Below are 26126 nucleotides of genomic sequence, written 5' to 3' on the forward strand. Positions count from 1 at the left end.
GTATTCTCATTGGTCTCTTTTGTGCAACTATTTGAGCATAAAAAAACCCACAAAAGTGGGTTTAGTATTTGTTCTAAAATGTTGTGTTATTGTTGTGCCATCTCCAAGTTAATTGTCAAATCGATTTCACTGCCAATAGCAGCACTGGCTTCACCAACTCCAAATTCGGTTCTATCTAGCGTACCGGTCAATTTGAGTCCGGCCTTAAGCTTTTGGCTTCGTTGATCGGTGATGACACCGTTGACCTTTCCCTCTAGTGTAACTGGTTTTGTAACTCCATGCATGGTAAGGTCTCCCATCATTTTAAAGGTATTATCACCTGTTTTTTCAACGGAAGTTGTCTTAAAAGTCATTTTGGGATGGGCTTCTACGTCAAAAAAGTCGGCACTTTTTAAATGTCCGTCCCTTCTTTCATTGTCGGTATCAACACTAGCGGTATTGATAGAAACTTCAAAGGATGGGTCCATGAACGAATCTCCTGCAGTGGCGGAAATTTCGAATTCGTCAAAATTGCCATCCACCTCGGATATTAGTAAGTGGGTAACCGCAAAACCAATTTTTGAGTGTGCCTTGTCCGCGGTCCAAGTTGATTGGGCACCAACAGCCAAGCTAGAAAGAAGTATTAATAGGAATAGTTTGTTTTTCATAATGTTCTAAAATTAAGTTGTTTGTCAATGGAATAGGACCATAAAGAAATCGAATGGTTTAATATGAATATGTTAAATGTTTCATAATTAAATAGTATGCTATTCGACTAATATTCAGTTTTTTAAACCCTTGCCACATCCAACCGAACAAAATGCCTCCCACAACAGGAATTACCGTTTTAAAATCATAACTTTAGAAGCTATCGTAAAGAATAATTCCAGGAATGAATCACATTTCGGTCCAATAGAATTTTCTTTTGCGGTATTTGTAAATGGGTTTGTTTTTTATAAAACCTCAAAGAAATTATTGTCGACCAATTGAAATTTGTATCCAACGTAAACCATGAGAAAAATTAGACCCTTCCTTTTCGTATTTTTTATCTGTATGTCATTGACATTTGCACAGCGTGATTTTAGTGATGTGGCCATAACCTCGGAAAAACTCACCGAAAACGTTTACGTACTTTTTGGTGCCGGAGGCAATATAGGACTGGCCGTTGGTGAAGATGCCGCTTATCTCATCGACGACCAATTTGGTCCCCTGACCGAAAAGATTGTGGCGCATGTTCAAACGATTACGGACAAACCCATTAATTTCGTACTGAATACCCATGTGCACGGTGACCACACGGGCGGTAATGAAAACTTGGCCAATGCCGGAGCCATGATCATTGCCCACGAGAACGTTCGCAAGCGGATGGTTGAAGCCGATGAACCCAGATCCCAAGAGGCGTGGCCCGTTGTTACCTTTAACCACAAAATGACCTTATACCTCGATAACGGCAAAAGCGTGCACGCCATGCATGTGAATCCTGCCCACACGGACGGTGACACCTATTATTACTTTCCACAGGACAATGTCATCCATATGGGCGACAATTTTTTTAGCGGTCGCTACCCCTACATTGACTTGGATTCTGGGGGCGACATCGATGGGTTGATATCCAACACCACTATGGCCTTGGAGCTTATTGATGAAGAAACCAAAATCATACCCGGCCATGGGTCCGTTTCCTCAAAGACCGATTTAAAGGAGTATACGGATATTTTGACTACCTTGAGGGAACGTATCATAGCGGCTAGAAGTGATGGAAAATCTTTGGAGGAGGTCCAAAAAATGGGAATTTCCAAAGAATGGGACGAAACCCACGGACAAGGCTTTATCAATGCGGACCGGATTGTTGAATTCATTTATAAATCTGCCGATTAAAAACTTAGTAATATGAAAGAGTTACGAAAAGAAGACATCAAACAGGAGGTATTTGACCTATATGACGATTACGCCCACAACCGGGTAAGTAGAAGGTTGTTCATAGACAAACTTTCCACCTATGCCGTGGGTGGTATTACGGTATCCTCCTTGTTGAGTTTTATATCTCCGGATTACGTTAAAAAAATTCAGATACAGGCCGATGACCCCAATTTAAAATCGGAATACATCCATTACGACTCGCCCAAAGGAGGTGGTTCCATCAAGGCCTTGCTTTCAAGACCGGCCGATGCAAAAGAACAACTCCCCGGTATCGTAGTCGTTCACGAAAACAGGGGGCTGAATCCGCATATTGAAGATGTGGGCAGACGCGCCGGACTGGCCGGATTCATTTCCGTTGCCCCTGATGCCCTTACCCCCCTTGGGGGCTATCCGGGCAATGACGACGATGGCAGGGAACTGCAGCGGAAGCGGGATCGGGACGAAATGCTGGAGGACTTCATCGCGGCTTTCGAATACCTCAAAAACCATCCGGAATGTAATGGTAACGTGGGTGTCGTAGGATTTTGTTTTGGCGGATGGATTTCAAATATGATGGCCGTTAAGGTTCCGGACCTTGGTGCCGCTGTACCCTTTTACGGAGGTCAGCCTACGGAGGATATCGATAAAATAAACGCACCCTTGCTTCTTCATTTTGGCGAATTGGACAAACGGGTCAATGAAGGTTGGCCTGCATATGAAGCAGCACTTAAGAATCATGGAAAGCGGTACGAAGCCTATATGTACGAAAACGCCAATCACGGCTTTCATAACGACACTACCCCAAGGTTTGACCGGGAAGCCGCTGAGTTGGCCTGGAAAAGAACAATCGATTTTTTCAAGAAGGAATTGACCTAATTTACGCGGGCAATATCTACGGACACTTTAAGCTTGCTTTTTCCGCTTCCATAGACCACTCCTTTTAAGGGAGGTACGTCATAGTAATCCCTGCCCCAACCCACCACAATATGCTGGTCCTTGGGGATTTGGTTGTTCGTTGGGTCAAAATCAACCCATCCAAAACCGGGAATGAAGATGGAGAACCAAGCATGCGAAGCATCGGCACCCACTAACTTCTCCTTACCAGGTGGTGGTAATGTTTCAATATACCCGCTCACATAGCGTGCAGGCAGCCCCACTGATCGTATGCAGGCGATGGCAATCTGCGCGAAATCCTGACAGACCCCCTTTTTTTCTTTCATGACCTCTTCCACCGGTGTAGAGATACTGGTGAAGCCGGACACAAAATCGAAATCGGTATAAATACGCTGCATCAGCTCATGGGCGGCATCAAAAACGGACCGGCTTGCTTGAAATGAAAGCTCCGCATATTCCCTAATATTTTTATCGGTACGCCTAATAAATATGGATTCCAGTACAAACTGTTTCGCCTCCATGGTGGCAGGGTCATTTTCGTTCAGGGCATTGAGCGCCTGGGTCATGGTAATACTTCTACAGGCATCGGAAAAGAACGAATCATGTATGGTCCCATAGTGCCTAATAATCTTGCTCTTGGTCGTAACCTTAAGGGTATCGTGCTCCGCTTGTATGGAAAATCGGGTTATATAATTTCCGAAAAAATCCAATCGCTCCGTTATCTCCGCAGGTTTGGGGCTGATGTTTATTTTATAGTCCAACAATTCCTGTCCGTCAGATTTTCGTGGCCTCAGCGTGGCGATATTATGGCAGTAATTGACCGGGGCATTGTATTTATAGGTGGTGATATGAGTAACGTTAAAGACCATGCTTATATGGGAAATGACTGGGTGAACATTTGTGTCTGTCTATCCGTATGGTTGAAATAGGTGCTCGTTAAGGATTGGGAGGTTTTATATAACAAATCGGAAAGCTCCCCGAGAAGACTGTCCAAATCCTCCCTGACCACATCGTTCTTGGATCTTGTCATGCATAATTTGTTCGATTCCGATAGCCGTAACTTGGAAAATGCGCTGAAAACATATTTCTGGTAGCTGGTAAGCTGTTGGTCCTTTCTGGAGTGTGGCAAACGAGCGATATCCTTTTGAAGCCTTTTGATCATAAACGTGAGGGACCTCGCATATTCAACGTCCAAAATCACCAAATCCAGCACGTGCTCCAATTGAATGTGCGACCGATAACTGTATCTGTAAATATTCAAGCTTTCGTGACTCGTAAGCAGATACTCCAATAGATCATACTCTACCTGCGATTCATATTTTACGGCCAATAAGGATCGGCATTTGGATATGGTCAACATACTTTGTTCCAATTGCAGACCTATGAAATAAAGTAAAAGTCCTTGCTGCACCATGATACTCTCCTCGATCAGTCCCATAAAGGCGATCAAGCGGGTAATCAGTTGGTTCAGGACTTTTAGAATTTTTAGGATGGACGGATTCTCGTCCTCCAAAAAGCCCTGCCATAGCTTTTGGATGTTCTCAAAAACACGCCACATGTCCGAAGACCACAGGTTGCGAATGGAATAGTAGGAATTACTGAACATTCCAATAGTATGGGCCAAACTACCCACCCTATTTTTGTCCCGTATAACGGAAAGCATTTCCTCATAAGGACTGTCCATGGCCGGATTGCTCTCCTTGTTTTTTTCGGCAAAGCCGGGATAGGTGCCCGTTAAATGGGTAACGGTCTTTAAAAGTACTTGTAGTTTTAGGGCTTCCGGCTTTTCATCCCTGTTCTGCACCATGGCCAACTGACGCATTACCGTTCTTATAAATCGGGCATTTACGAGGGTTCTACCCACATAACGGCCGGCCCAATATAGGTTTTCGGCCGTTAGGCTTGGCAAATCGTCCAGACCGGATATGGCTATAGCCGATTTCTGTTCCCAATTTTTATTTTTATCCTCCTTAACCACTTGGTCCTCAACCACCCAAAAATCCTTGCTTGTACCTCCCCTTTGATTGGAAACCCGAACGGTCCTACTGTCCGGCGCCACCCGTACCAATCCGCCGGGCATGATACTGTAGTGGTCGCCCGTTGCAATGGAAAAAGCCCGCGTTACCACGTTTCTAGGCTCTAGGATGTTTCCCGATAGATTGGGCGCTGTGGAGAAATTGATTTGTTCCTGGGCCACGAACCTATAGGGCCGTTCCAATATTTGCGCTTTTAGGGATTCCAATTCGCTATCGCTCAAAAACTTACCAAAATAAATACTCTCCCTATTGGTGCGGTCTATGCGCTTGACCACCAAATTGGAAAGGTTATTGAGTACGTAGTTCTTTTCCTTTTCCTGCCCGCACCACCAGGATGCTATTTGCGGAAGTATTAAATCTTCGTTTAAAAAATATTTGGAAATGGCATGCATGAAGGGAATCAAACCGGGGTTTTCAATGACCCCGCTGCCTACAGGGTTAATGACGGATACATTTTTTCTTCGGACTACATCCAACAATCCTGCAACCCCAAGGTGCGAATCCTCCCGCAGTTCCAAGGGGTCCGAAAAGGCATCATCTACCCTTCGCAATACCACATCAATCTTTTTGAGGCCCTGCAAGGACTTCATCCAAAGGAATCCATCGCGCACCACTAAATCATTACCCTGCACGAGTGGGTATCCTAAAAAAGATGCCATGTAGGCGTGTTCAAAATAGGTTTCGTTATGTGATCCTGGGGTAAGGATTACAATATTTGGATTGTCCTTTTTTCCGGGTGCGGCATGTATCAACATCTGATGGAACTCCTTAAAAAAGGTGGACAATCGGGTCACGTTCATTTTGGAGTACATCTCCGGAAGAATCCTACTTGTGGTGGACCGGTTTTCCAATGCATAGCCCATACCGGAAGGGGCCTCGGTCCTATCGTTCACCACCCAAAGACGACCGTCCGTTCCACGGGCCAAATCGGCCGCATAAATTGAAAGGAGCTTATCCGTAGTATATTCGATTCCGGCACACTGGCGCAAAAAACCCCTGTGACCGTAGATAATTTCATGCGGTATGATGCCGTCCTTGATCAATCTACGTTCCCCATAGGCATCTTTAAGCACTAGGTTCAACAACTCCGCCCGTTGCTTGAGTCCGGCCTCCACATTTTGCCATTCGTTCCGGTGCATGACCAAGGGAACTACATTAAGGTTCCATGGTCTGTGCATTCCCTGCGGGTCATTGTATACATTATAGGTGACCCCATTTTCTAGAAGCAACCAATCGATATCCTTTTGGCGTCCGGAAAGTCCGTTTTCTCCTAATTTATCAAAGCCCGTGAACAGCTTTTTCCAATAGGTCTTTACATCATTATTTGCGGTGAACAACTCGTCGTTCCCAAACTTTGTTTCATAGCTATTTAACCAGCTCGCCTTCGTAGTTGTGGACATTAAAATCTGCTAATTACTTCTTTCTTAAATCCGTTACATGAGGATATTCCGGATTTATAGGTATCTCTTTGTATGCAAATGTATTGGAAGCCGACTTAGGTTGTACCATTCTACCAGCAAAATTTGATGAAGGAACGACTTCCATCGGTACAACTTCACCTTGGGTATGGCCAAACTCCCAAAAACGGTTAATTCTTCTAGATTCCGCCTCATAACTATTTACCGGATAGGTATCATAGGAACGGCCTCCCGGATGCGAAACAAAATAGGTACAGCCCCCAATCGATTTTTTGTTCCAGTCATCCACAATATCAAAAACCAAGGGTGTATCCACACCTATGGTGGGATGCAAGGCGGACCAAGGTTGCCATGCCTTGAACCGTACCCCAGCCACATATTCCCCTTTGGTTCCCGTTGGGCTCAATTCCACCTTGATTCCATTGCACGTTAAGGTATAACGTTGTTCCGTAAAGTTTTTCAATTTTACCTGTACCCGTTCCAAGGAGGAATCCACATACCGCGCCGTTCCCCTTCCGGACATCTCTTCGCCCAGGACATTCCAGGGCTCAATGGCCATGCGTAGCTCCAATTGCATCCCGTTGATCTCAACCATGCCATACAGGGGAAACCTAAATTCAAAAAATGGGTCGAACCAATCCAATTTAAAGGGATATCCCGCCTCGTTCAACTGCCCCACTATATCCCTAATATCCTCTTTTACATAGTGTTCCAAAAGGAATTTGTCATGCAGTTCCGTACCCCAACGTACCAAATCATGTTTATATGGTTTTTTCCAAAACCAGGAGACCAAGGTGCGTACCAATAACATTTGCATCAGGCTCATTTGGGCGTGTGGAGGCATATCAAAGGCCCTAAGTTCCAGAATGCCCAACCGCCCGGAAGAAGAATCGGGCGAGTATAGCTTATCAATGCAGAACTCGGCCCTGTGAGTATTTCCTGTGATATCGGTTAACAAATGCCTAAAGAGTCGGTCCGTCAACCAAAAAGGAACTTCCTTGTCCTCAGGAATTTGCGAAAAGGCGATTTCCAATTCATACAAATTCTCCAGACGTGCTTCGTCCACACGGGGCGCCTGACTTGTAGGTCCAATAAACGCTCCTGAAAACAGGTAGGAAAGCCCGGGATGGTGCTGCCAAAAAGTGAGTAAACTGCGAAGCAATTGCGGATTTCTTAATAGCGGACTATCCGCAGGGGTTGATCCGCCAAGGGTGACGTGGTTTCCACCGCCGGTACCGGTGTGCTTGCCGTCCAGCATAAACTTTTCGGTGCCCAAACGCGACTTTTTCGCTTCCTCGTAGAGTGTAAGGGTATTTTCGGTCAGTTCTTTCCAATTGTTGGCAGGATGCACGTTCACCTCAATAACGCCCGGATCCGGGGTAACTTTTAAAACTTCCAATCGGTTGTCCCTTGGAGGTTCATATCCTTCCAGAATAACGGGCACTTGAAGCTCCTTGGCCGTTGCCTCGATACTGGCCACCAAATCCAAGAAATCATCGGCACTGTCCAAGGGAGGTAGGAATAAAAACAGTTTATCCTCCCGCACTTCGGCGCAAATGGCGGTGCGAACGTACGGATGGTTTTTATCGGAATTTATTACATCACTTTTCAACCGTTCATTCAAATCTGAGGCATACGCTTTTAGATGTGGTTTGGCCTCGAACAATTCCGGTTCTGCCGTGGGTTCCGAGGGTATCTCCGGATTTTTGGGCAGGGATTCCAACGGCAAACGCAGTCCTATGGGCGAATTCCCAGGACTTAAAAAGAGATGTGTTCCCCGAAATTTCCACGGATTTGTAATCCACCGATTCCCTTTTTTACTCAATGGCAATACATGCCCAACACTTTTCCCGACACCCTGTTCCAGCACTTCGCCCAATTTCTTACGTAAGGCAGAATCCTTTTCGTTGTATTTCTTTGGGTCGATATCCACGGGTAGTTTCCGTTCCTCCCACAAAAAGTAAAAGGCATCCTCGTAAGCCGGGATAATGGAATCATCAGGACACTTCAAATAGGTAGTAAGGGTTTTTAGAAATTTGGAGGTAATATCATTCGGCAGCTCATATTTTTTGGTGAAGGATGCCAATAAATCGGGTTCCTTCCAAATGGTATCGCCGTCCTTTCGCCAATGTACCCCGATCAACCACCTTGGGAGGGCCTCGCCGGGATACCATTTTCCCTGGGCATGGTGCAGCATCCCGCCTTTGCCAAAAGTTTCCAATAATCTGACCGAGAGGGAACTGGCCAATTGACGTTTATGCGCACCATCCGCAGCGGTATTCCATTCCTCGGATTCCATGTCGTCTATGGATACAAAAGTGGGCTCCCCACCCATCGTGAGCCGTACATCGTTTTCCTGCAATTCTTCCTCAACGGCAAAACCTAGATTGTAAATGGCCTGCCACTGATCTTCCGTATACGGTTTTGTAACGCGGGGGGATTCAAAGATTCGGGTTACGGAATTCTCGAACTCGAATTGGGTCTCGCAGGGATCGGTGAGTCCATATACAGGAGAGGCACTTTCAAAGGATGGCGTACAGGCCAGTGGGATATGTCCTTCCCCAGCTAACAGACCGGACGTGGCATCCAAGCCTATCCACCCAGCACCGGGGAGATATACCTCAGCCCAGGCGTGCAGATCGGTGAAATCCTCTTCGGGACCGGACGGACCGTCCAGGGATTTTTCATCAGCCTTCAACTGTACCAAATATCCCGAAACGAACCGGGCCGCTAGGCCTAAATGCCTAAGGGTCTGTACCAACAGCCAAGCAAAATCCCTACAGGAACCCAGCTTTCTGGCCAAGGTTTCCTCGCAGGTCTGGACGCCCGGTTCCATACGGATCGTATAGTTCAAATACTTGTAAAGGCCTTGATTGAGACTCGTTAAAAAATCGATACTGCGTCTGGGTGTTTTGTCTATTTTGGATAACCATTCCTGTAAAAGGGGCCCTTCTTCCGTAATTTCAAGATAGGGCAACAGTTCCTTTTTCAGTTCGGGTTTATAGGTGAAAGGAAAATTCTCCACCGATTCCTCCACGAAAAAATCGAAGGGATTGATGGTCTTCATATCGGCAATGATTTCCACATCAATGGAAAGTTCGTCCGTTTTTTCAGGAAAGACCAAACGGGCCAAATAATTTCCAAAGGGATCCTGTTGCCAATTGAAAAAATGGTTTTCCGGCTTTATTTTGATTGAATACGCCTCAATGGGTGTTCTGCTATGCGGAGCCGGTCGCAGTCTAAATATGTGGGGGGACAGATTGACCCTTCTATCGTATTTGTATCGGGTGTAATGTTTAATCGCTACTTTTAAAGCCATATACTTATAAATTTCAAGCCTAACTAAGATAAAAACTTAATTCCCAATTACAGATTTTTAGAAAGGTTTCCATTCTATTTTTATCCAAATCATAGTTCTTGGGATTATTTTTGAATTTATCATAATTTGTAACCCAGAACTAAATAAGTTAAATCAATACTTACTAAAGGAAAGAACCGATCTTGATTTCATAGTGCGAATTGCTATCTTGTGATTATCAACGTAGGATCTAATTCTAGATTTGAAACCTTTTGACAGTGGAAACATACGTGAAATAACCCTTAAATAGTACCATTCGTGAAAATAAAATTAGCCCTTGCGATAATCGCCTTTTCAACTTCAATACGAAGTTTCTCCCAAGAACCAGACTGGGAAAAACTATACAAGGAATCCCAAAAAACAGAAGTGTATGAACCCGTTCCTCCCAAAGTGGATGCCGGGAAATGCTACGGCGAGCCACCGTCCGATGCGGTTGTAATTTTTGACGGAACCGATTTAGAAAAGTGGACCTATGACAACCCTGAAAATTCCGAAACTTGGAAGGTGGAAAACGGCATTATGACCGTCAATAAAAAAGCAGGTAGTCTCACGACGAGAGACAGCTACCTGGATTACCAATTGCATTTGGAATACCTAATCCCTGAGAATATTACGGGCGAACGCCAAAGCAGGGGCAATAGCGGAATTTTCCTAGCCTATCTGGGACTTGATGAAACCGGGTTGTTCGAGGACGGGTATGAAATACAGATATTGGACAACTACGATAACGATACCTACGTCAATGGCCAGGTAGGGTCTATGTACAAACAATCCATTCCATTGGCCAATGCCGCCAGAAAACCCGGCGAGTGGCAGACCTATGACATCGTTTGGAAAGGCCCACGTTTTAATGAGGATGGCACACTAAAATCGGCCGCAAGTGTTACGGCATTTCACAATGGGGTTTTGGTTCAGAACAATTACGAACTTAAGGGAATCACCCCTTGGATAGGCCCACCAAGCTATAGAAAACATGGCCCATCCCCTATCCGACTTCAGGCACACGGCGACCCCAGTGAACCGATAAGTTTTAGAAACATATGGCTCAGAGAGTTATAACATAAAAATATCCACTATTTCCTATGTCCGAACCGAAAAAACACCGTATCTACACCATGTCCTTCGCAGGCGTATATCCCCATTATATTGCCAAGGCCGAAAAAAAAGGGAGAACAAAAGAGGATGTGGACACTATAATTTTCTGGCTAACAGGTTATGATAGGGAAGCCTTGGCCAATATTATTGAGAACAAAACAAATTTTGAGACCTTTTTTGACGAGGCTCCCAAACTAAATCCCAATGTTTCCAAAATCACCGGTGTCATATGTGGGTACCGCGTGGAGGAAGTTGAGGACAAACTGTTGCAAAAAGTACGCTATCTGGATAAATTGGTGGATGAACTCGCCAAGGGTAAAGCCATGGACAAGATTTTGAGGAAATAGGGATATTGGGATGCGTAAACCGTTTTAGATTCATAGTTTTCCATAAAGAATGGGGTCGAATTTTAAATATCCGGCCGAAACCTCTGTAACAAAAGTTACCCAGATAACGGTTTATATAGTTTATTTTTGCAGTAAAATACACGGTATGTTCGGCAAAGGTTCCAAAATCTATAGTATTCTATTTTTAAAATGTCCTAGATGTCATGAAGGGGCTTTTCTAGAGGCGAACCCCTATAAATTGAGCAACTTCAATAAAGTGAAGGAGCATTGTCCCAAATGCAATCTTAAGTACAGCATAGAGCCCAGTTTTTATTATGGCAGTATGTATGTTTCCTATGCCGTAGGCGTAGCGGTTGCCGTTGCGGTATATGTTCTAACGTTGCTCTTGGGTCTTGACCTGAGTATTTTGGGAATATTTGGGGCCATAGTGACCGTTTTGGTCCTGACCATGCCCTGGATTGCGGCCGTGTCAAAGTCGATCTGGGCAAATTTTTTCTTCAACTATAATAAGGAAATTGCCGATAAGGTTAAATAATCTCATCAATGATACAGGAACTTACAGAAAGTTATGGGTCGATTTTTGAAAAGGATCTCATTAATGAAATCGTACAGGTAGGTACCTTTAAAGAAGTCCCCGAAGGATACAAACTCATTGAAATTGGTGATTACATCAAGGGAATGCCACTCTTGATTTCAGGAGCCATCAAAATCCTAAGGGAGGACAATGATGGGGACGAGCTTCTGTTGTATTATTTGGAAAAAGGGGACACCTGCTCCATGACCTTGGCCTGCTGTATGGGAGATTCCAAAAGTGAAATCAGGGCCATTACGGAAACCGATAGCAAGCTTATTATGGTGCCCATGCAAAAAATGGAGGAATGGACCGTAAAATACAAGAGCTGGCGAAATTTTGTGTTCAACAGCTATCACGAAAGGCTGAACGAATTGTTGAGTACCTTAGACAGTATCGCATTCGATAAAATGGATGCCCGCTTGATCAGTTATCTCAAGGAAAAGGCTAGAATCAACAAGGGGGACATCATCAACAACACCCATCAAGAAATAGCCTACGAACTGCATAGCTCCAGGGTCGTGATTTCCAGATTGCTAAAAAAACTGGAACAGATGGGCTCCATTGAGCTGCATCGCAACTACATTAAAATTTTGGATTTGTAATCCTTTGTAACCAATGTTACTGCAAGGCTTCTGTAGGTGCTATAGCTTCGCACCTGTAATTGTAAATGTTACATGGAAGTGCTACACATATTTGGTTACATCAGCGCGTTAATCATTGGAATATCCCTAGGTCTCATTGGCGGTGGAGGTTCCATTTTGGCCGTACCCGTACTGGCCTACCTATTTTCCGTAAATGAAAAAGTGGCCACGGCCTACTCCCTTTTTATTGTCGGGGCAAGTGCCTTGGTAGGCGGTTGGAAACAACATCTAAAAGGATATGTGAACTGGCGAACGGCGATTGTTTTTGGTATACCCGCTATTATAGGGGTAACCTTGGTAAGGCACTATCTCGTTCCCATTTTACCGGATGTTTTGTTTGAAATAGGTGATTTTCAGTTTACACGTCGCATGGGTATGTTCGGGTTGTTTGCAATCCTAATGATTCCTGCCGCATATTCCATGTTAAAAACAAAAAAGGAAGCCCCAAAGAAAGTGACTGGCGTTGTAAAATACAATTACCCCCTCATTTTGGCAGAAGGCTTGTTGGTTGGTGGTATCACTGGCCTTATTGGGGCCGGGGGCGGTTTTCTGATCATTCCAGCGCTCGTTATCTTGGCCAATGTAGAAATGAAGGTCGCCGTGGGAACCTCCTTGATCATTATTGCGGTAAAATCCTTAATGGGTTTCTTTTTGGGGGATGCGTTGACCATGGAAATCAACTGGTTTTTCCTTCTCATTTTTACAGGTCTTTCCTTTTTGGGAATCTTTATAGGAAGTTATATGGGCAACTTTATCGACGGTAATAAGCTGAAGAAAGGCTTCGGATATTTTATTCTGTTGATGGCCGTATTCATTTTTTACATGGAGTTCTTCACCCTTTCCTAGACGCGCATTTTTCAAGTTTTACTGCATTTTCCCTACCGCGACAATTTTTCGGCTTATGTAACAAAAGTCACTGTATCCTTTTTTGGGAATCCCTACTTTTAAAAAGTAAACCATTAAATATCAGCAATTATGAAAGTAGAACAGATCTATACAGGATGTTTGGCGCATGCCGCCTACTATATTGAAAGTAAAGGTGAAGCCGCCGTATTTGATCCCTTGCGGGAAGTTCAACCATATCTCGATAGGGCAAAAAAGGACAATGCCAAAATCAAATATGTCTTTGAGACCCATTTCCATGCAGACTTTGTAAGCGGTCACTTGGACCTTCAGAAAAAAGCCAATGCCAAGATCGTTTTTGGACCGGGGGCAAAACCTGCCTACGAAGCCATTACCGCCGAAGACGGGCAAATTTTTGAAGTAGGCGATTACAAGGTAAAGGTTATCCATACCCCGGGCCATACCATGGAAAGTACCACCTATTTACTTATCGATGAAAAAGGAAACGAACACGGAATTATTACGGGCGATACCTTGTTCATTGGCGATGTGGGAAGACCCGATTTGGCCCAGCACGTAGTATCCGAACTGACCGAGGAAAAATTAGCGGGGCATTTGTACGATTCCCTTCGAAACAAAATCATGCCCTTGAGCGATGGCCTAATCGTGTATCCCAACCATGGAGCCGGTTCCGCATGTGGTAAAATGATGAGCAAGGAAACCACGGATACCCTAGGGAACCAAAAAAAAGTAAACTACGCCCTCCGAGCCGATATGACCAAGGAGGAGTTCATAAAGGAATTGCTAACCGGACTTACCACCCCACCGGGCTATTTCCCAAAGAACGTATTGATGAACATCAAGGGCTACGAAAGTTTGGACAATATAATGGACAGGGCCACAACCCCTTACTCGCCCCAAGCCTTTGAGGCCGTGGCCAATGAAACTGGAGCCTTGGTTTTGGACACAAGGGATGCGGCCGATTTTGCGAAGGGTTTTATTCCCAACAGCATCAACATTGGTCTGGAAGGTAGTTTTGCCCAATGGGTGGGCGAAATGATTCCGGATATCAAACAGGAAATTCTGCTGGTGACCTACGATGGAAAAGAGGAAGAGGCCATTACGCGCTTATCTAGGGTGGGCTATGACAACACCGTAGGCTTCTTGAAGGGGGGCTTTGAGGCCTGGAAAGATTCTGGTAAGGAATTTGAGATGGTCAACCGCATTTCGGCCACGGAACTGGAAAAAGCCATGAAAGACGAAATACCATTAATAATCGATGTTCGCAAAAAAAGCGAATTTGATTCCGAGCATTTGATCGGTGCGGTGAACATTCCATTGAATGAGATAAACCAACATTTGGCGGAATTTCCCAAGGACAGCACATTTGTGATACACTGTGCGGGCGGTTATAGAAGTATGATTGCAGCATCCATACTGAAACAACGGGGATGGCAGGATTTTGCGGATGTAGAGGGAGGCTTCGCCGACCTTGCCAAAACGGCACTTCCAAAGTCGGAATACGTATGCCCGTCCACCATGTTATAATTCATTGAAAACTATAAAAAAGCCCCTTTTATAGGGGCTTTTTGTTTGCGGCAAATGTAACCTTTGTTACCTATTTAGTAAATTACAATTAGTAATTTTGTCTTCAATTAAAAACTGTGTACTCATGAAATGAGCCATAACAAGTTTTGATACCTACTGAAACCAAGGGTTCACGAACACCTGTTTCGAAAATAGACAAGCTTCGTGAGTAAATTGTTATTGGCGCATTGCATCTGACCTATTAAAAACAATAAAAATAAACAGATGAAAGTTGAACAGATTTATACAGGTTGCCTAGCTCAGGGAGCTTATTATATAGAAAGTAAAGGAGAGGTAGCCATTATAGACCCGCTACGGGAGGTAAAACCGTATATCAATAGGGCGAAACTGGATGATGCAAAAATCAAGTATATTTTTGAAACACATTTTCATGCCGATTTCGTGAGCGGACACCTTACCTTGGCCAAGGAGACCGGGGCACCCATCGTTTTCGGGCCCAACGCGAACCCAAATTTTGAAGCCATTATTGCAAAGGACAACCAGGAATTCAAACTGGGGGAGGTAACCATAAAGGTACTTCACACCCCCGGGCATACCATGGAAAGCACCACTTATCTACTAAAGGACAAAGATGGAAAGGACCATGCTATTTTTAGCGGTGACACCCTGTTCTTGGGAGATGTAGGTAGACCGGACCTTGCCCAAAAAATGGGCGTATTGACGGAAAGGGACCTCGCCGGGTTCCTATACGATAGCCTTCGGGAAAAAATAATGCCACTCGCCGATGATGTAATCGTATATCCCGCCCACGGTGCAGGTTCCGCATGTGGAAAGAACATGATGAAGGAAACCGTGGATACCTTGGGAAATCAGAAAAAAATGAACTATGCCCTTCGAGCGGACATGACCAAGGAGGAATTTATCGAAGAAGTTACGGACGGATTATTGCCTCCGCCACAATATTTCCCCTTAAACGTAAAAATGAACAAGGAAGGATACGAGGATATCGACCAGATTCTTGAAAGAGGAACAAGGGCCCTGTCCCCAAAAGCCTTTGAAGCGGCAGCCAATGAAACTGGAGCCATTGTATTGGATGTTCGCAATGCGGCCAACTTTGCCAAAGGACATATCCCACGATCCATATTCATAGGGCTTGATGGTAGCTTCGCCCCATGGGTGGGAGCCTTGATCGCAGATGTACAACAACCCATTCTATTGGTGGCACCAAAAGGTTTGGAAGAAGAAGCCGTTACCAGATTATCCCGAGTCGGTTTTGACAATACCCTTGGTTATTTGGAAGGCGGGTTTGAGGCTTGGAAAAAGGCCTCCATGGAATATGATACGGTTAGTCAGGTCGATGCTTCGGAATTAAAATCACAGATGGAAAAGGAAAATATTCCTGTTTTCGATGTCCGAAAGAACAGCGAATATCTTTCCGAACATGTATTGGAAGCACATAACACGCCCTTGGATTATTTGAACGATTACTTGGCCGAATTTCCGGATCACGATACATTTTATGTTCATTGTGCCGGAGGTTACAGGAGCATGATTGCCGCCAGCATCTTAAAAAGTAGGGGCATCCATAACTTGATCGATGTAAAGGGCGGTTTTAAAGCCATCAATGAAGTCGGAATACCAGTTTCCGAATATGTTTGCCCATCTACTTTGTAAATTAATGTAAATCAAATACCTTCATAGAACTTTTAGTTAGTTAGAGACCCACGGAAAGATTCATTTCATGATTTTTGTGGGTCTTTTTTTTACCTCAAAGGCAGGTATTCCTAAATTTTTCGATTTTTTTTCCTTGTGTAACTATAGTTACTGTGGGTGCCCGGATTACATTATACCTTTAGGGCACTATAGTAATACAACTGTAGTAACATGAATCCGATCGATATTTAGGGATAGGTATTGATCCGATTGTTTTTAATTGGTTGGTTGTTTAAAGGAGGCAGGCCAGAAAGTCTGTCTCCTTTTAAAAATTCTCACTTTAAAATTCGTAACAAATGTCATTTCTAAGCGCACTATTTGGTTCCAAGAACACTACCGATACGGGAAACATCTTCATTTTGGACAAAAACGCATATGCCACTGCCATCAGCGGCCCAAAAGTACAGTTGGTGGATGTAAGGACCCCTTCTGAATATAACGGCGGACACATAAAAAAGGCCCTTAACATCGATTTTTTCAATGCCTCGAACTTCAGGACGGCTTTTGAGAAATTGGATAAAAATAAACCTGTATATGTTTACTGCAGATCCGGCGCTAGAAGCCAAAAGGCGGCAAAGAAGCTGGTAGCTATGGGTTTTAACGAAATTTACGATCTACGGGGAGGCTATAATTCCTGGAACTGAACATAATAAAAGTACTGGTATGAAGGCTACATTAGTGGTGCAGAACCTTAAATGTGGGGGCTGTGCAAAAACGATCATCAGTAAAGTATCTGAATTGGATTCGGTTTCCAATGTTTCTGTGGACGTAGAAACTTCCTCCGTTTCCTTTGAATACCAGGATTTGGACGATGCCCTACTGGTTAAGGAAAAGCTTCGGAAAATTGGATATCCGTCGGTGGATATGGAAAATTCAAAGATGGCACAATTCAAGTCCTATGTTAGCTGTGCTACAGGTAAAATGAAATAGCGCTTTAAAATGGTATTTTGATGCCGATGTTTCATTTGGAATGACCAGTAATCCATATCAACGAAGGGATATTTTTAGTCTTCCCACAAATACCTAGGAAGCCGGTGCAAGCCTATTTAATTCAAAAAATCAATCCGATGAAAAAAATCCTATTCATAATCTCGCTTCTATATTTAGCAAGCTGCAAGAATTCAGGGAATACTGATAAATCGATTTCCGAGGTAGCAATAGAAAAGCCAGCATTTAACCAACAAGATGTTTTATTGGGCAAGGAACTTATGGAAGCCAAATGCTATGTATGTCATGGTCCCGATGCCAGCGAGGATGCACGGATCGCCCCGCCCATGGTCGCCATTAAGGCTAGATACCTCATGGACAGCCCCACCAAGGAAGAATTTGTGGATGCCATTTGGAACTTTGTGGAAAAACCCAGCCTGGAAAAAGGAAAGATGAAAGGTGCCCTAAAAAGATTCGGGGTAATGCCATATCAACCCTATTCGGAGGAGGATATCAGAATTATATCGGAGTATCTGTTTGACTATAAAATTGAGGAACCCAGCTGGTTTAAGGAGCACTGGGAACAAGGACACGGTTCCGGAAACTTTGAGCAGCAGGGAAAAGTGCTAAAGGAGGCGGACGCCCCTCAAAAATCGGCAAAACAAATAGGCTTGGAGATTGCCCAAAGTACCCAAAAGGTATTGGGCAAGAACCTCATGGGAAAAATGCAAAAGGAAGGTTCGGTCGCGGCATTGAAGTTTTGCAATGAAAGGGCCTATCCGTTAACGGATAGCATGGCGATCGTACATAACGCCAAAATCAAAAGAGTTTCGGACAAGACCAGAAATCTTAGAAACAAGGCCAATGCCCAAGAAATGGAGCACATTGCCTTTTTCAAGGATAAAATTAGGGCAAATGAAGTTTATGAGCCCATAGTAATCGAAAACGGCGATAAAACACACTTCTACGCGCCTATTGTCACCAACGATATGTGCCTGAAATGTCATGGGAATCCATCTAAGGATATACCTTCAGAAGTGGTCTCCATATTAAACGAACGCTACCCTGAGGATGCCGCTACGGGATATTCCACCAATGAGGTACGGGGTATTTGGAGTATTACTTTTCAGAAGGAAGAGCCTTAAGAACGGCGGGGTTCAAAGGTGAAAGGATGAAAAATCTTTGACTTGGGAAAAATATACCTTTAACTTTAAACTCATTACCTTATTCTCTATTTCCTTGGCTACAAAAGTCCCGGTCCAGTCTGCGCTTCCTAATAAATCATGGCAGTGAACAATTAAAAATTAGCTTGGTTCAAAACCAAAATAGGAACATCTGCATGGTTTACCATTCCCTTGGTTTCAGATTTCCTAAATAAATCCAACAGTTTATCATGTTTTTTGGCTACAAGGCAAAGAAGATCTGCCCTACGGCTCTTAGTGAACAACCGGGCACCCATAGCGACACCTACCCCGTCCAGTTCAAAAAAATCACTGTTTTCTTCTTTTAAAAGAGTCTGTAGATAGGACTTGGCCGTAATTTGGGTGCCGCTCAACCCTTTTCGTTGCTCATCCAAGAACAGCACTGCAATGCGTGCATTATGATCCCTCCTAAGATCCAGCAAGGGTGCAAGTCCCTTTTCAGAATAGTCAACCTCGAAATCGGTAGCAAAGACCAATTCTTCGATGTTCTGGAAACTATAATTCTCTGGTACGGCTAGGACCGCCGCCAGTACTTTTCCCAAAAGGCTACTGGTATTGCTTCCCAAGGTCATCTCTTTAAGACCGGAGGCCCCTTTGGTACCCATGATTACATAATGAATGTCCTTTTCCTCAATAAACTTTTCAATAGTATTAAAAAAAGAGCCCTTTAGGGAACATGGCACGAAAGTGTGTTCCTCTGCTATGCCCTGTGCCTTAAGATCGGCCATGGTGGTCTCCAAACCTTCATTGGACTGCTCCAACAGTGATTTATTGATGGTCTCTGCCATCCTTTTGGTACCTATGCCAGTAGTACTATAGGGGACGGCCCCATCCATGACATTTACCAAATAAAACGTTGTGGTGTTCCCCTTAAAAAGATTTTGGGCGTAGGCAATTGCCTTTTGGGCATTGGGTGAAAAATCGGTGGGCAAAATAACATTTCTCATACTTGACATTTTTATTTAGCCACAAACTACTTAATAAAATAATACTAAAACCTGACAATTGTCATGTACACATCCTTGATTGGGAAAGTTAGTAGAACTATTTAATAATCATTAAAACTTACGTGATTGGAGTTTTATAACCTTCGTTAACAAGGACTTACCCTACCTTTTTCTTCCAGCGAAATCCATAAAACAATTGCCCAAAAAAATCTTTTGGTAGGGACTCCTCACCAGCAAAGCCAAGTTCCACGGTACCACTATCTTCTGGAACATAATCGGTTTTGAAAATATAATCCCAAAGACTTAAACTGATGCCGAAATTTACGCCATATCGCTTATCCGAGGGCAGGTTGTAGGCATGATGGTATAGATGCATCACCGGATTGTTCAAAAGGTATTTCAAGGGTCCCCAGGTAATCTTGATATTGGAATGATTCAAGTGCCCGATAGCAATGGCGAAAAAGTGGACAATATAGGCCTGTTCCGGCTCAAAACCGCCCAATAGCATTACACCAAAGGTTTTTAGAGGCTTGTATAGGATGTTTTCCATCCAGTGATAGCGCAAATGTGCCGCAAAGCCCATTTCCTTAACGCTGTGGTGTACCTTGTGAAAATTCCATAGTACCTCATATCTGTGCAAAAGTATATGGGTAAACCATTGAACAAAATCCAAAATCAGGAAAAAAACGAACAATTGCGCCCAAGAAGGCCATGCGGTAAAATCTATTAGGGCCAAACTCTTGGCAGTAATGCCCATTTCTTCAAAGAACAACTGAAGAACTTTATATACCCCGCTGATGACAATCGCAAAAAGGAAAAAGTTGAAAAACATATAGAAGGCGTCCAACCAAAAATCCTTTCTGAAAATACCCTGATTCTTTCGCCAAGGAAAGACTATTTCCAATGCCCAAACAAGCAAAGAAATCACGATGAGTCCCCAAAAATAATTCGTATGCCAAGGAACCTCAAATAGGATGGATTTCCAGGTCCAGTTGAGGGTTCCCAAAAAAGCATCGTAAAAAGCTTTTAGATATTTCATAGTCCAAATTTATAAGGTCAAAGATAATTTCTTGCTCCGTAAGGTTTGGTAACCAAAGTTACAAAACTTGACCGATAATATCACTATATTAGAGTCAATTTTGAATCGTAACGCATTAACTACCAAAATGTAACGGAAACATCACCGACTTGAACAGTTGGTTGGGATTTTAAAACAATAGGAACAAATTAAACTTTTAATCATGAAAAAAAATATGGGAAGTGCGGATAAAACTATCCGAATCATTATTGCATTGGCAGTGTTTGCCCTGTACTATTTTAATGTCATCGGGGGAACCTTAGCCTATGTATTGATGGCCTTGGCCGCCATTTTTGTATTGACGAGTCTCGTCAGTTTTTGTCCTCTGTATACGCTCTTCGGGATCAGTACCTGCAAAACAAAATAATTATCATTTTAATCATTTTGTAAAGACCGATTTCTAACGAAGGAATCGGTCTTTTTTATGACCGCTATCATATAAATTCAAGGCTCTGTAACTTTTGTTACACAATTCGTAAAAAATACCCTATATATTTAACAGGTTGAATAAAAATTTACAATAAATGAGCTCACATCATCAAATTCTTGTTATTGGAGGGGGTACTGCCGGCATCATGGTGGCGTCGCAACTGATAAAGCAAAAGAAAGCCAAGGACGTAGCCGTCATTGAACCATCGGACACCCATTACTACCAACCCGCGTGGACCTTGGTGGGCGCAGGTGCCTATGATTTTGATAAGACCGCACGGCCAATGTCATCCGTTATGCCCAAGGAAGCTACCTGGATTAAAGACAAGGCGACCGGGTTTGACCCTGAAAATAACATCGTTCAAACGGCCGCTAGCGGAGACATATCCTATGACTATTTGGTGGTCGTGCCCGGTTTGGCCTACGATTATAGCTTGGTTCCCGGTCTAGGAGAGGCCATGGACAAAGGCGTGGTGTGCAGCAATTATACGGACCCCAACCATACTTGGGACGTAATCAAAAACTTTAAGGGCGGCACCGCCCTATTTACCCAGCCCACCACCCCGATAAAATGCGGTGGGGCTCCCCAAAAAATCATGTATCTCGCAGAAAGCCATTTTAGAAAAAGTGGCGTAAGGGACAAAACAGATGTCGTTTTTGCAACCAGTGGAACGGTCATATTTGGGGTTAAGGAAGTGGCCAAAACATTAATGGAAGTTGTGGACAGAAAGGATATCAACCTGCGCTTTTACCACAAGTTGGTGGCTGTGGATGCCGATAAAAAAATTGCATGGTACGAACTGGGCAAGGATATAACCGCAGGTGGTTGTGTGGTAATGGCCGGTGAGGACGATGACCGACTTCTGGACGACTCCTTCCAATACAACTACAAGGACGTGAAGGTAACCGTTGATGGTAACCGCTACGGTATCCATTATGATATGCTCCATACGGCACCCCCTTCGGTGGCGCCAAAGTTCGTGAAGGATTCCATTTTGGTGAACGAGGCAGGCTGGTTGGATGTGGACCATAAAACCATGCAGCACAATACCTATCCCAATATTTTTGGATTGGGCGATGTAGCCGCTTTGCCAACGGCAAAAACGGGGGCTGCCATTCGCAAACAGGTTCCCATCGTTGTGGATAACATCGATAAACTGATTAAAACAAATTCCATGGGCTCAAAAGTCTACAATGGATATTCTTCCTGTCCCTTAGTAACCGATTATGGTAAGATGGTCTTGGCAGAATTTGACTATAACAACAATTTTACACCGGATCCTAAATTAAAACAGATGTTGGTTTTTGACTCTTCGAAAGAACATTGGAGACTATGGATGCTAAAAAAATACGGACTCCCTTATTTATACTGGAACAAGATGATGAAGGGACAGGACGTTTAATAAATAAACTCCCCAATATTAAGAAAACGATGAGGCCAAAAACCTCATCTTTTTTATTTGGTCGAATCCTTCTAAAAATTGTAGTTGAGGATAAAATCCACGTGGAGCATATCCACCTTATTGAAGAAAAAGTTCGGGTTGTTGGGAATATCCCCGTTCCCTATTTTACTGGTAACCAATAGTTCTGGTTTTAAGTTGGTTAACCCCTTTATATTAAAAAAAAGGTCCAAGTTGATATGGGTGTAATCCGGTATAGCGTATTTGTTCCTTTCGGCATCGATAACGGATGGCTTCCAGTGCCTGCCCAAGCTCACAATCGACCTAATATCCAGATCATTTTTGAGGACAGGAAAGGTAGTATCATACGTCAATACAAGGGCATGATTTTTTGCTGTGCCCTCGCTGCGTTCCCGTTTCTGGAAACTGAACAGGTCTTCCCTGCCCCACTCGCGCGGAAACAAAAACTGTCCGCCGGGCAATATATAATCATAGCCCAATGAAATATTGGTTTTATTATGAGTATACCCCCATTGGAGCCCTAAAATATCCGAGGACGGCTGGCCGAAATATTGCAATTCATCCAAGGCATTTCCGCCGTTCCCTAACTTGTTTTGATGCAACCACTCGGCTTCCAGGGTCCATGCTTCGTTCAATCTGTATCGGGGCTTTACGTAAACGGTATTAAAGACATTGTCCACGTAATAGTTCCAAATACCCAATTGTAGGTTTTCCATGAGTTTTACATCGGAATTGAATAAAATAATATAGTCCGATTCCGTATTCCCAGCATAGCGGCTTTCCGCACCAAATATGGACCTTCCCACGGGATAAGTCCCTATGCTTTCCCCGATTCCAAAAAAACCTCCGGTAGATCTTGGCGCAATGGCATTGAGAATACCAAATTGAAACGTACTACCCGGATTTGGTTTATATCTATGCCAAAAACCTTGCACCAAGGTGGGTATCATCCTGCCATCCTGCGGGTTTATCATGGGCGTATTGATTTTCATACGACCTAAAGTGAAGTGGTGCTTTTTTATCTTATATTCCAAGTACAACTCGCCCAATAGGAATATTGCATCATTTTCAAGGTCCAAGCGGTCAAACTGTCCCTCCTCGTACCTACTCAACCTTCCCGTAATCGCATCCGGAACGGTCAAATCCTGAAGTCCCAGGTTGGTTGAATTATACAAGGCGGCGCCCACTGTAAAGTTGTTGCCTACATTCAACCGGTATTTTAAATGACCACCTGTGGCCAAGGCCCTAAAATCCTTTAAGTCGCCTTTGTTCGCGGTATGCATAAAATAATTTCGCCACTGTCCGGAAAGCTGTCCCTGCACAAAAGGCCTGGACGTATCTTGAGAATGGAGAAAGAGGGGCAGTATGAGTAAAATGACGATTTTTCGCATGGGCCCTTATTTCACCTTTTCAATATTGTAATTCTCTTTATAGTATTCCATGATGGGCTGAAAGGGACCAAACTGATGCTGTTCCTGGGAAAAATCGTCCGCCCAGGGACCGTAAGAAGTGGACACGGGTTTTAGTTTCTTATCCGGATAATCGGCCTCCGTGTTTGCCTTTATCGGTCGTACAAAACTATTGATGTAACCTGCGACGTGGTAGGCCTCTTCATCGGTAAGCTTCGGATTTTTGTAAGTGGCCAACCCAAAGGGCATGTTGCTCTTGATAAATTCCGCAGCCGTGATTACTCGATGCATACCAGCACCGTTGTTAAAGCTATCCATGCCCCACAGCGGCGGATAGAGATAGCCTTTGGAAGTATCGGTTTTTTTGATTCCCTGCCCGTCGGCTCCATGACATACGAGACACTCCCTATCGTACACGGATTTACCCTTCTCCAAATCGACCCGTACTTCTGGTATTTTAATTTTTGGAAAACCCTTGAACTCATTCTCCCGTTCTTGGGGCAAATCCTCCCCCAACCACTCCATGTAGGCCACAATGGCCAAGATTTCCTGGGAATCTTTTGGTAATTTTTTTCCGTTCATACTACGCTCCATACATCCATTGATGCGATCTTGTAGATCGCCCACAGCATTCGCCCTACCGCCAAATTGTGGAAAACGATTCGCTACGCCCACCCAAGACCCCGAACCTGCTTGGGTTCCAAATTGCAGATGGCAATTGGTGCAGGAAAGATTGTTACCGGCATATCGCTTGTTTGGGTCCGGGGCCTGTGGGCCAATATTTTCGGGAGATTCGGATACCAAAAGAAATCCGACTTTAACCCTTTGGGGCGTACTTCCGTCCTCCAAAGCGGCCAATACATTTTTGGGCTGCCATTCCGAATTAGAGACAGTAAGGGATACGGTTTTGCTAGGGATGGTAGTTTCGGTCCGATAGGTAAGCAATGTGATAAAAAGCACGGTAATCAAGGAGAGTACGGTGACAAAGAGCCAAAAAAGACGTCTTACCAAATATCCAAAATGCTCCATAACCTTATGCACAACCCTTTAAAAGACCAACGAAAATAATTGGTAACCTTAGAAAATACAGTAACAATTGTTACAAATAAACCCAAAATGAAACGATATTTTCGTAAACTTATCGAGAAATTTACAAAGGGATGGGAAGTAAATATTGGTCCCTTTAAAAGCAAATCGATCCAATTCCAAAAACTAGAAACAAACTATATGAAATCAGTATTAAGTCTTTTGACCGCCCTCTTCTGTATTGGAGTCTCCTTGGGCCAGGAATGGGAAACCCCAATTATTAAGGGCTATGGTAAGATCAAAAATTTCAAGGATGTGACCGTACAGCCCGATGCCTCCTTGGAGTACAAATTGGTATTCGATATTACCAGCGATTCTGAAATGGATGGCGTGAACAAGGGGCTTTGGAAAATAGCCAGGGTCATTAACATGTTGGGTTCGGCCGGTATTCCTTCGGATAAGGTACATATGGTAGCGGCCATACATGGGGCCGCCACCTTTGCCACATTGAAAGATGCCAAACACCAAGAAATGTATAGCAAGGTCAACCCGAATACGGAACTGTTGCAGCTATTGAAGGAATATGGCGTTGAACTATTTGTCTGCGCACAGGCCACGGCTGCCCGGAATATCAGGGCAGAAGACCTCAACCCGAATACGGAATTGGCCCTATCCGCAATGACCGTTTTGGCCAATTATCAATTGCAAGGCTATGCCTTAATGCCCTAGTTTTTTTGATGAAGGATTTTTGGAACCAGCGATATTCCGGGGAAACGTTCGCCTACGGGACGGAGCCAAACCAATTTTTTAAGCAAGAACTGGATAAACTGCAACCTGCATCCATTTTACTCCCCGCCGAAGGCGAGGGCAGAAATGCCCTCTATGCCCTTCAAAAAGGTTGGCAGGTACATTGTTTTGACTATAGCGAATCTGCCAAGGATAAGGCCCTCGATTTAATACATCCGTCCGGTTTTGACCCGGATTACCAAGTATGTGATGTTCTGGAGTATCGCACGGAAAAGCAGTTTGATGTGCTTGGGTTCAGCTATGTCCATTTTCCGATAGATATTCGGTATCAAGCACATCAACACCTACTTTCATTTTTAAGGCCGGGTGGCAAGATCATTTTTGAGGCCTTTTCAAAATCGCAGCTGGGCAAACCATCCGGAGGTCCCAAAAATTTGGACTTGCTGTTCTCCGTTGCCGAAGTCAAAAAAGAATTTACAGGAATCCGTTTTTCTTATCTTGAAGCACTGACCATAGAACTAAAAGAAGGCCTTTACCATGTGGGCGAAGCCTCTGTAATTCGATTTGTAGGTGAAAAAGGGAACTAATTTATAGT

The 26126-nt window shown here is 43.9% G+C and carries 24 protein-coding genes; 16 read left to right on the forward strand and 8 right to left on the reverse strand.

The features are described 5' to 3' along the window. Positions 1 to 86 precede the first annotated feature (86 nt). On the reverse strand, positions 87 to 647 hold the full coding sequence (locus PP181_RS12850) for a YceI family protein (RefSeq protein WP_272637419.1): 561 nt from the start codon (positions 645 to 647) through the stop codon (positions 87 to 89). A 343-nt stretch (positions 648 to 990) separates the two neighbouring features. Between PP181_RS12850 and PP181_RS12855 the strand changes: the two genes are divergently transcribed. Together PP181_RS12855 and PP181_RS12860 are read left to right on the forward strand one after the other, a co-directional pair. Continuing rightward, complete coding sequence (locus tag PP181_RS12855; RefSeq protein WP_272637420.1) at positions 991 to 1857, forward strand: MBL fold metallo-hydrolase; 867 nt, start codon at positions 991 to 993, stop codon at positions 1855 to 1857. Positions 1858 to 1869: 12 nt separating this feature from the next. Beyond that, positions 1870 to 2754 (forward strand): dienelactone hydrolase family protein, encoded by an 885-nt coding sequence (locus tag PP181_RS12860; RefSeq protein ID WP_272637421.1) that lies wholly within the window; start codon positions 1870 to 1872, stop codon positions 2752 to 2754. Here the strand turns inward: PP181_RS12860 and PP181_RS12865 are convergent. Genes PP181_RS12865 through PP181_RS12875 form a run of 3 tightly spaced genes read right to left on the reverse strand, consistent with a single transcriptional unit; the run spans position 2751 to position 9545 of the window. Beyond that, complete coding sequence (locus tag PP181_RS12865) at positions 2751 to 3641, reverse strand: transglutaminase family protein (protein ID WP_272637422.1); 891 nt, start codon at positions 3639 to 3641, stop codon at positions 2751 to 2753. The genes PP181_RS12860 and PP181_RS12865 overlap by 4 nt on opposite strands. Before the next feature lie 2 nt (positions 3642 to 3643). Next, positions 3644 to 6208, reverse strand: coding sequence for a circularly permuted type 2 ATP-grasp protein (locus PP181_RS12870; RefSeq protein ID WP_272637423.1), 2565 nt, complete (start codon positions 6206 to 6208; stop codon positions 3644 to 3646). Between the two features lie 13 nt (positions 6209 to 6221). Further along, a complete protein-coding gene (locus PP181_RS12875) occupies positions 6222 to 9545 on the reverse strand; it encodes a transglutaminase family protein (protein WP_272637424.1) in 3324 nt (1107 codons plus the stop codon). Positions 9546 to 9842: 297 nt separating this feature from the next. Here PP181_RS12875 and PP181_RS12880 point away from each other — a divergent pair, with 297 nt between their 5' ends. The 10 genes from PP181_RS12880 (at position 9843) to PP181_RS12925 (ending at position 18417) form a co-directional block, all read left to right on the forward strand. Next, complete coding sequence (locus PP181_RS12880; protein WP_272637425.1) at positions 9843 to 10643, forward strand: 3-keto-disaccharide hydrolase; 801 nt, start codon at positions 9843 to 9845, stop codon at positions 10641 to 10643. Positions 10644 to 10666: 23 nt separating this feature from the next. After that, positions 10667 to 11026, forward strand: coding sequence for a DUF2200 domain-containing protein (locus PP181_RS12885; RefSeq protein ID WP_154918807.1), 360 nt, complete (start codon positions 10667 to 10669; stop codon positions 11024 to 11026). 49 nt (positions 11027 to 11075) lie between these two features. Next, positions 11076 to 11561 (forward strand): DUF983 domain-containing protein, encoded by a 486-nt coding sequence (locus PP181_RS12890; RefSeq protein WP_336297575.1) that lies wholly within the window; start codon positions 11076 to 11078, stop codon positions 11559 to 11561. Between the two features lie 8 nt (positions 11562 to 11569). Beyond that, a complete protein-coding gene (locus PP181_RS12895) occupies positions 11570 to 12202 on the forward strand; it encodes a Crp/Fnr family transcriptional regulator (protein ID WP_138258532.1) in 633 nt (210 codons plus the stop codon). Between the two features lie 72 nt (positions 12203 to 12274). After that, entirely contained in the window at positions 12275 to 13087 is an 813-nt protein-coding gene (locus PP181_RS12900; protein ID WP_272637426.1) for a sulfite exporter TauE/SafE family protein, read from the forward strand. Between the two features lie 129 nt (positions 13088 to 13216). Beyond that, positions 13217 to 14632: an MBL fold metallo-hydrolase gene (locus PP181_RS12905; protein WP_272637427.1), complete on the forward strand. Its 1416-nt coding sequence runs from the start codon at positions 13217 to 13219 to the stop codon at positions 14630 to 14632. Between the two features lie 264 nt (positions 14633 to 14896). Further along, positions 14897 to 16306, forward strand: coding sequence for an MBL fold metallo-hydrolase (locus PP181_RS12910; RefSeq protein ID WP_272637428.1), 1410 nt, complete (start codon positions 14897 to 14899; stop codon positions 16304 to 16306). A gap of 335 nt (positions 16307 to 16641) precedes the next feature. Further along, complete coding sequence (locus PP181_RS12915) at positions 16642 to 16989, forward strand: rhodanese-like domain-containing protein (protein ID WP_272637429.1); 348 nt, start codon at positions 16642 to 16644, stop codon at positions 16987 to 16989. Between the two features lie 19 nt (positions 16990 to 17008). After that, on the forward strand, positions 17009 to 17275 hold the full coding sequence (locus PP181_RS12920; RefSeq protein ID WP_272637430.1) for a heavy-metal-associated domain-containing protein: 267 nt from the start codon (positions 17009 to 17011) through the stop codon (positions 17273 to 17275). 137 nt (positions 17276 to 17412) lie between these two features. Beyond that, complete coding sequence (locus tag PP181_RS12925) at positions 17413 to 18417, forward strand: c-type heme family protein (protein ID WP_272637431.1); 1005 nt, start codon at positions 17413 to 17415, stop codon at positions 18415 to 18417. Positions 18418 to 18569: 152 nt separating this feature from the next. Here the strand turns inward: PP181_RS12925 and PP181_RS12930 are convergent, their stop codons facing one another. Both PP181_RS12930 and PP181_RS12935 read right to left on the reverse strand, forming a co-directional pair. Then, positions 18570 to 19421: a universal stress protein gene (locus tag PP181_RS12930; protein ID WP_161598235.1), complete on the reverse strand. Its 852-nt coding sequence runs from the start codon at positions 19419 to 19421 to the stop codon at positions 18570 to 18572. A gap of 157 nt (positions 19422 to 19578) precedes the next feature. Continuing rightward, positions 19579 to 20460 carry a sterol desaturase family protein gene (locus PP181_RS12935; protein WP_272637432.1) on the reverse strand — a complete coding sequence of 294 codons (882 nt, stop codon included), beginning with the start codon at positions 20458 to 20460 and terminating at the stop codon, positions 19579 to 19581. A 202-nt stretch (positions 20461 to 20662) separates the two neighbouring features. On the opposite strand from PP181_RS12935, the gene PP181_RS12940 reads away from it, so the two are divergent. Together PP181_RS12940 and PP181_RS12945 are read left to right on the forward strand one after the other, a co-directional pair. Further along, entirely contained in the window at positions 20663 to 20866 is a 204-nt protein-coding gene (locus PP181_RS12940; protein WP_138258541.1) for a YgaP family membrane protein, read from the forward strand. A 157-nt stretch (positions 20867 to 21023) separates the two neighbouring features. Beyond that, on the forward strand, positions 21024 to 22331 hold the full coding sequence (locus PP181_RS12945) for an NAD(P)/FAD-dependent oxidoreductase (protein WP_272637433.1): 1308 nt from the start codon (positions 21024 to 21026) through the stop codon (positions 22329 to 22331). A gap of 71 nt (positions 22332 to 22402) precedes the next feature. Here the strand turns inward: PP181_RS12945 and PP181_RS12950 are convergent, their stop codons facing one another. Both PP181_RS12950 and PP181_RS12955 read right to left on the reverse strand, forming a co-directional pair. Beyond that, the gene (locus PP181_RS12950) at positions 22403 to 23740 is read right to left on the reverse strand and encodes an OprD family outer membrane porin (RefSeq protein ID WP_272637434.1); all 1338 of its coding nucleotides are present in this window, start codon (positions 23738 to 23740) and stop codon (positions 22403 to 22405) included. 6 nt (positions 23741 to 23746) lie between these two features. Further along, complete coding sequence (locus PP181_RS12955) at positions 23747 to 24787, reverse strand: c-type cytochrome (protein WP_272637435.1); 1041 nt, start codon at positions 24785 to 24787, stop codon at positions 23747 to 23749. Between the two features lie 198 nt (positions 24788 to 24985). Between PP181_RS12955 and PP181_RS12960 the strand changes: the two genes are divergently transcribed. Then, positions 24986 to 25513: a DsrE family protein gene (locus PP181_RS12960; protein ID WP_272637436.1), complete on the forward strand. Its 528-nt coding sequence runs from the start codon at positions 24986 to 24988 to the stop codon at positions 25511 to 25513. A gap of 8 nt (positions 25514 to 25521) precedes the next feature. Then, complete coding sequence (locus PP181_RS12965; protein WP_272637437.1) at positions 25522 to 26118, forward strand: class I SAM-dependent methyltransferase; 597 nt, start codon at positions 25522 to 25524, stop codon at positions 26116 to 26118. Positions 26119 to 26126 lie beyond the last annotated feature (8 nt).

This window comes from Maribacter sp. PR66, from assembly GCF_028464205.1.
Classification (GTDB): Bacteria; Bacteroidota; Bacteroidia; order Flavobacteriales; family Flavobacteriaceae; genus Maribacter; species Maribacter flavus.

Bases quoted from the DNA above. Each gene is read 5' to 3' on its own strand.
- PP181_RS12850 (WP_272637419.1), bottom strand. From the start codon at position 647: ATGAAAAACAAACTATTCCTATTAATACTTCTTTCTAGCTTGGCTGTT.
- PP181_RS12855 (WP_272637420.1), top strand. From the start codon at position 991: ATGAGAAAAATTAGACCCTTCCTTTTCGTATTTTTTATCTGTATGTCA.
- PP181_RS12860 (WP_272637421.1), top strand. From the start codon at position 1,870: ATGAAAGAGTTACGAAAAGAAGACATCAAACAGGAGGTATTTGACCTA.
- PP181_RS12865 (WP_272637422.1), bottom strand. From the start codon at position 3,641: ATGGTCTTTAACGTTACTCATATCACCACCTATAAATACAATGCCCCG.
- PP181_RS12870 (WP_272637423.1), bottom strand. From the start codon at position 6,208: ATGTCCACAACTACGAAGGCGAGCTGGTTAAATAGCTATGAAACAAAG.
- PP181_RS12875 (WP_272637424.1), bottom strand. From the start codon at position 9,545: ATGGCTTTAAAAGTAGCGATTAAACATTACACCCGATACAAATACGAT.
- PP181_RS12885 (WP_154918807.1), top strand. From the start codon at position 10,667: ATGTCCGAACCGAAAAAACACCGTATCTACACCATGTCCTTCGCAGGC.
- PP181_RS12890 (WP_336297575.1), top strand. From the start codon at position 11,076: ATGGGGTCGAATTTTAAATATCCGGCCGAAACCTCTGTAACAAAAGTT.
- PP181_RS12895 (WP_138258532.1), top strand. From the start codon at position 11,570: ATGATACAGGAACTTACAGAAAGTTATGGGTCGATTTTTGAAAAGGAT.
- PP181_RS12900 (WP_272637426.1), top strand. From the start codon at position 12,275: ATGGAAGTGCTACACATATTTGGTTACATCAGCGCGTTAATCATTGGA.
- PP181_RS12905 (WP_272637427.1), top strand. From the start codon at position 13,217: ATGAAAGTAGAACAGATCTATACAGGATGTTTGGCGCATGCCGCCTAC.
- PP181_RS12910 (WP_272637428.1), top strand. From the start codon at position 14,897: ATGAAAGTTGAACAGATTTATACAGGTTGCCTAGCTCAGGGAGCTTAT.
- PP181_RS12915 (WP_272637429.1), top strand. From the start codon at position 16,642: ATGTCATTTCTAAGCGCACTATTTGGTTCCAAGAACACTACCGATACG.
- PP181_RS12920 (WP_272637430.1), top strand. From the start codon at position 17,009: ATGAAGGCTACATTAGTGGTGCAGAACCTTAAATGTGGGGGCTGTGCA.
- PP181_RS12925 (WP_272637431.1), top strand. From the start codon at position 17,413: ATGAAAAAAATCCTATTCATAATCTCGCTTCTATATTTAGCAAGCTGC.
- PP181_RS12930 (WP_161598235.1), bottom strand. From the start codon at position 19,421: ATGAGAAATGTTATTTTGCCCACCGATTTTTCACCCAATGCCCAAAAG.
- PP181_RS12935 (WP_272637432.1), bottom strand. From the start codon at position 20,460: ATGAAATATCTAAAAGCTTTTTACGATGCTTTTTTGGGAACCCTCAAC.
- PP181_RS12940 (WP_138258541.1), top strand. From the start codon at position 20,663: ATGAAAAAAAATATGGGAAGTGCGGATAAAACTATCCGAATCATTATT.
- PP181_RS12945 (WP_272637433.1), top strand. From the start codon at position 21,024: ATGAGCTCACATCATCAAATTCTTGTTATTGGAGGGGGTACTGCCGGC.
- PP181_RS12950 (WP_272637434.1), bottom strand. From the start codon at position 23,740: ATGCGAAAAATCGTCATTTTACTCATACTGCCCCTCTTTCTCCATTCT.
- PP181_RS12955 (WP_272637435.1), bottom strand. From the start codon at position 24,787: ATGGAGCATTTTGGATATTTGGTAAGACGTCTTTTTTGGCTCTTTGTC.
- PP181_RS12960 (WP_272637436.1), top strand. From the start codon at position 24,986: ATGAAATCAGTATTAAGTCTTTTGACCGCCCTCTTCTGTATTGGAGTC.
- PP181_RS12965 (WP_272637437.1), top strand. From the start codon at position 25,522: ATGAAGGATTTTTGGAACCAGCGATATTCCGGGGAAACGTTCGCCTAC.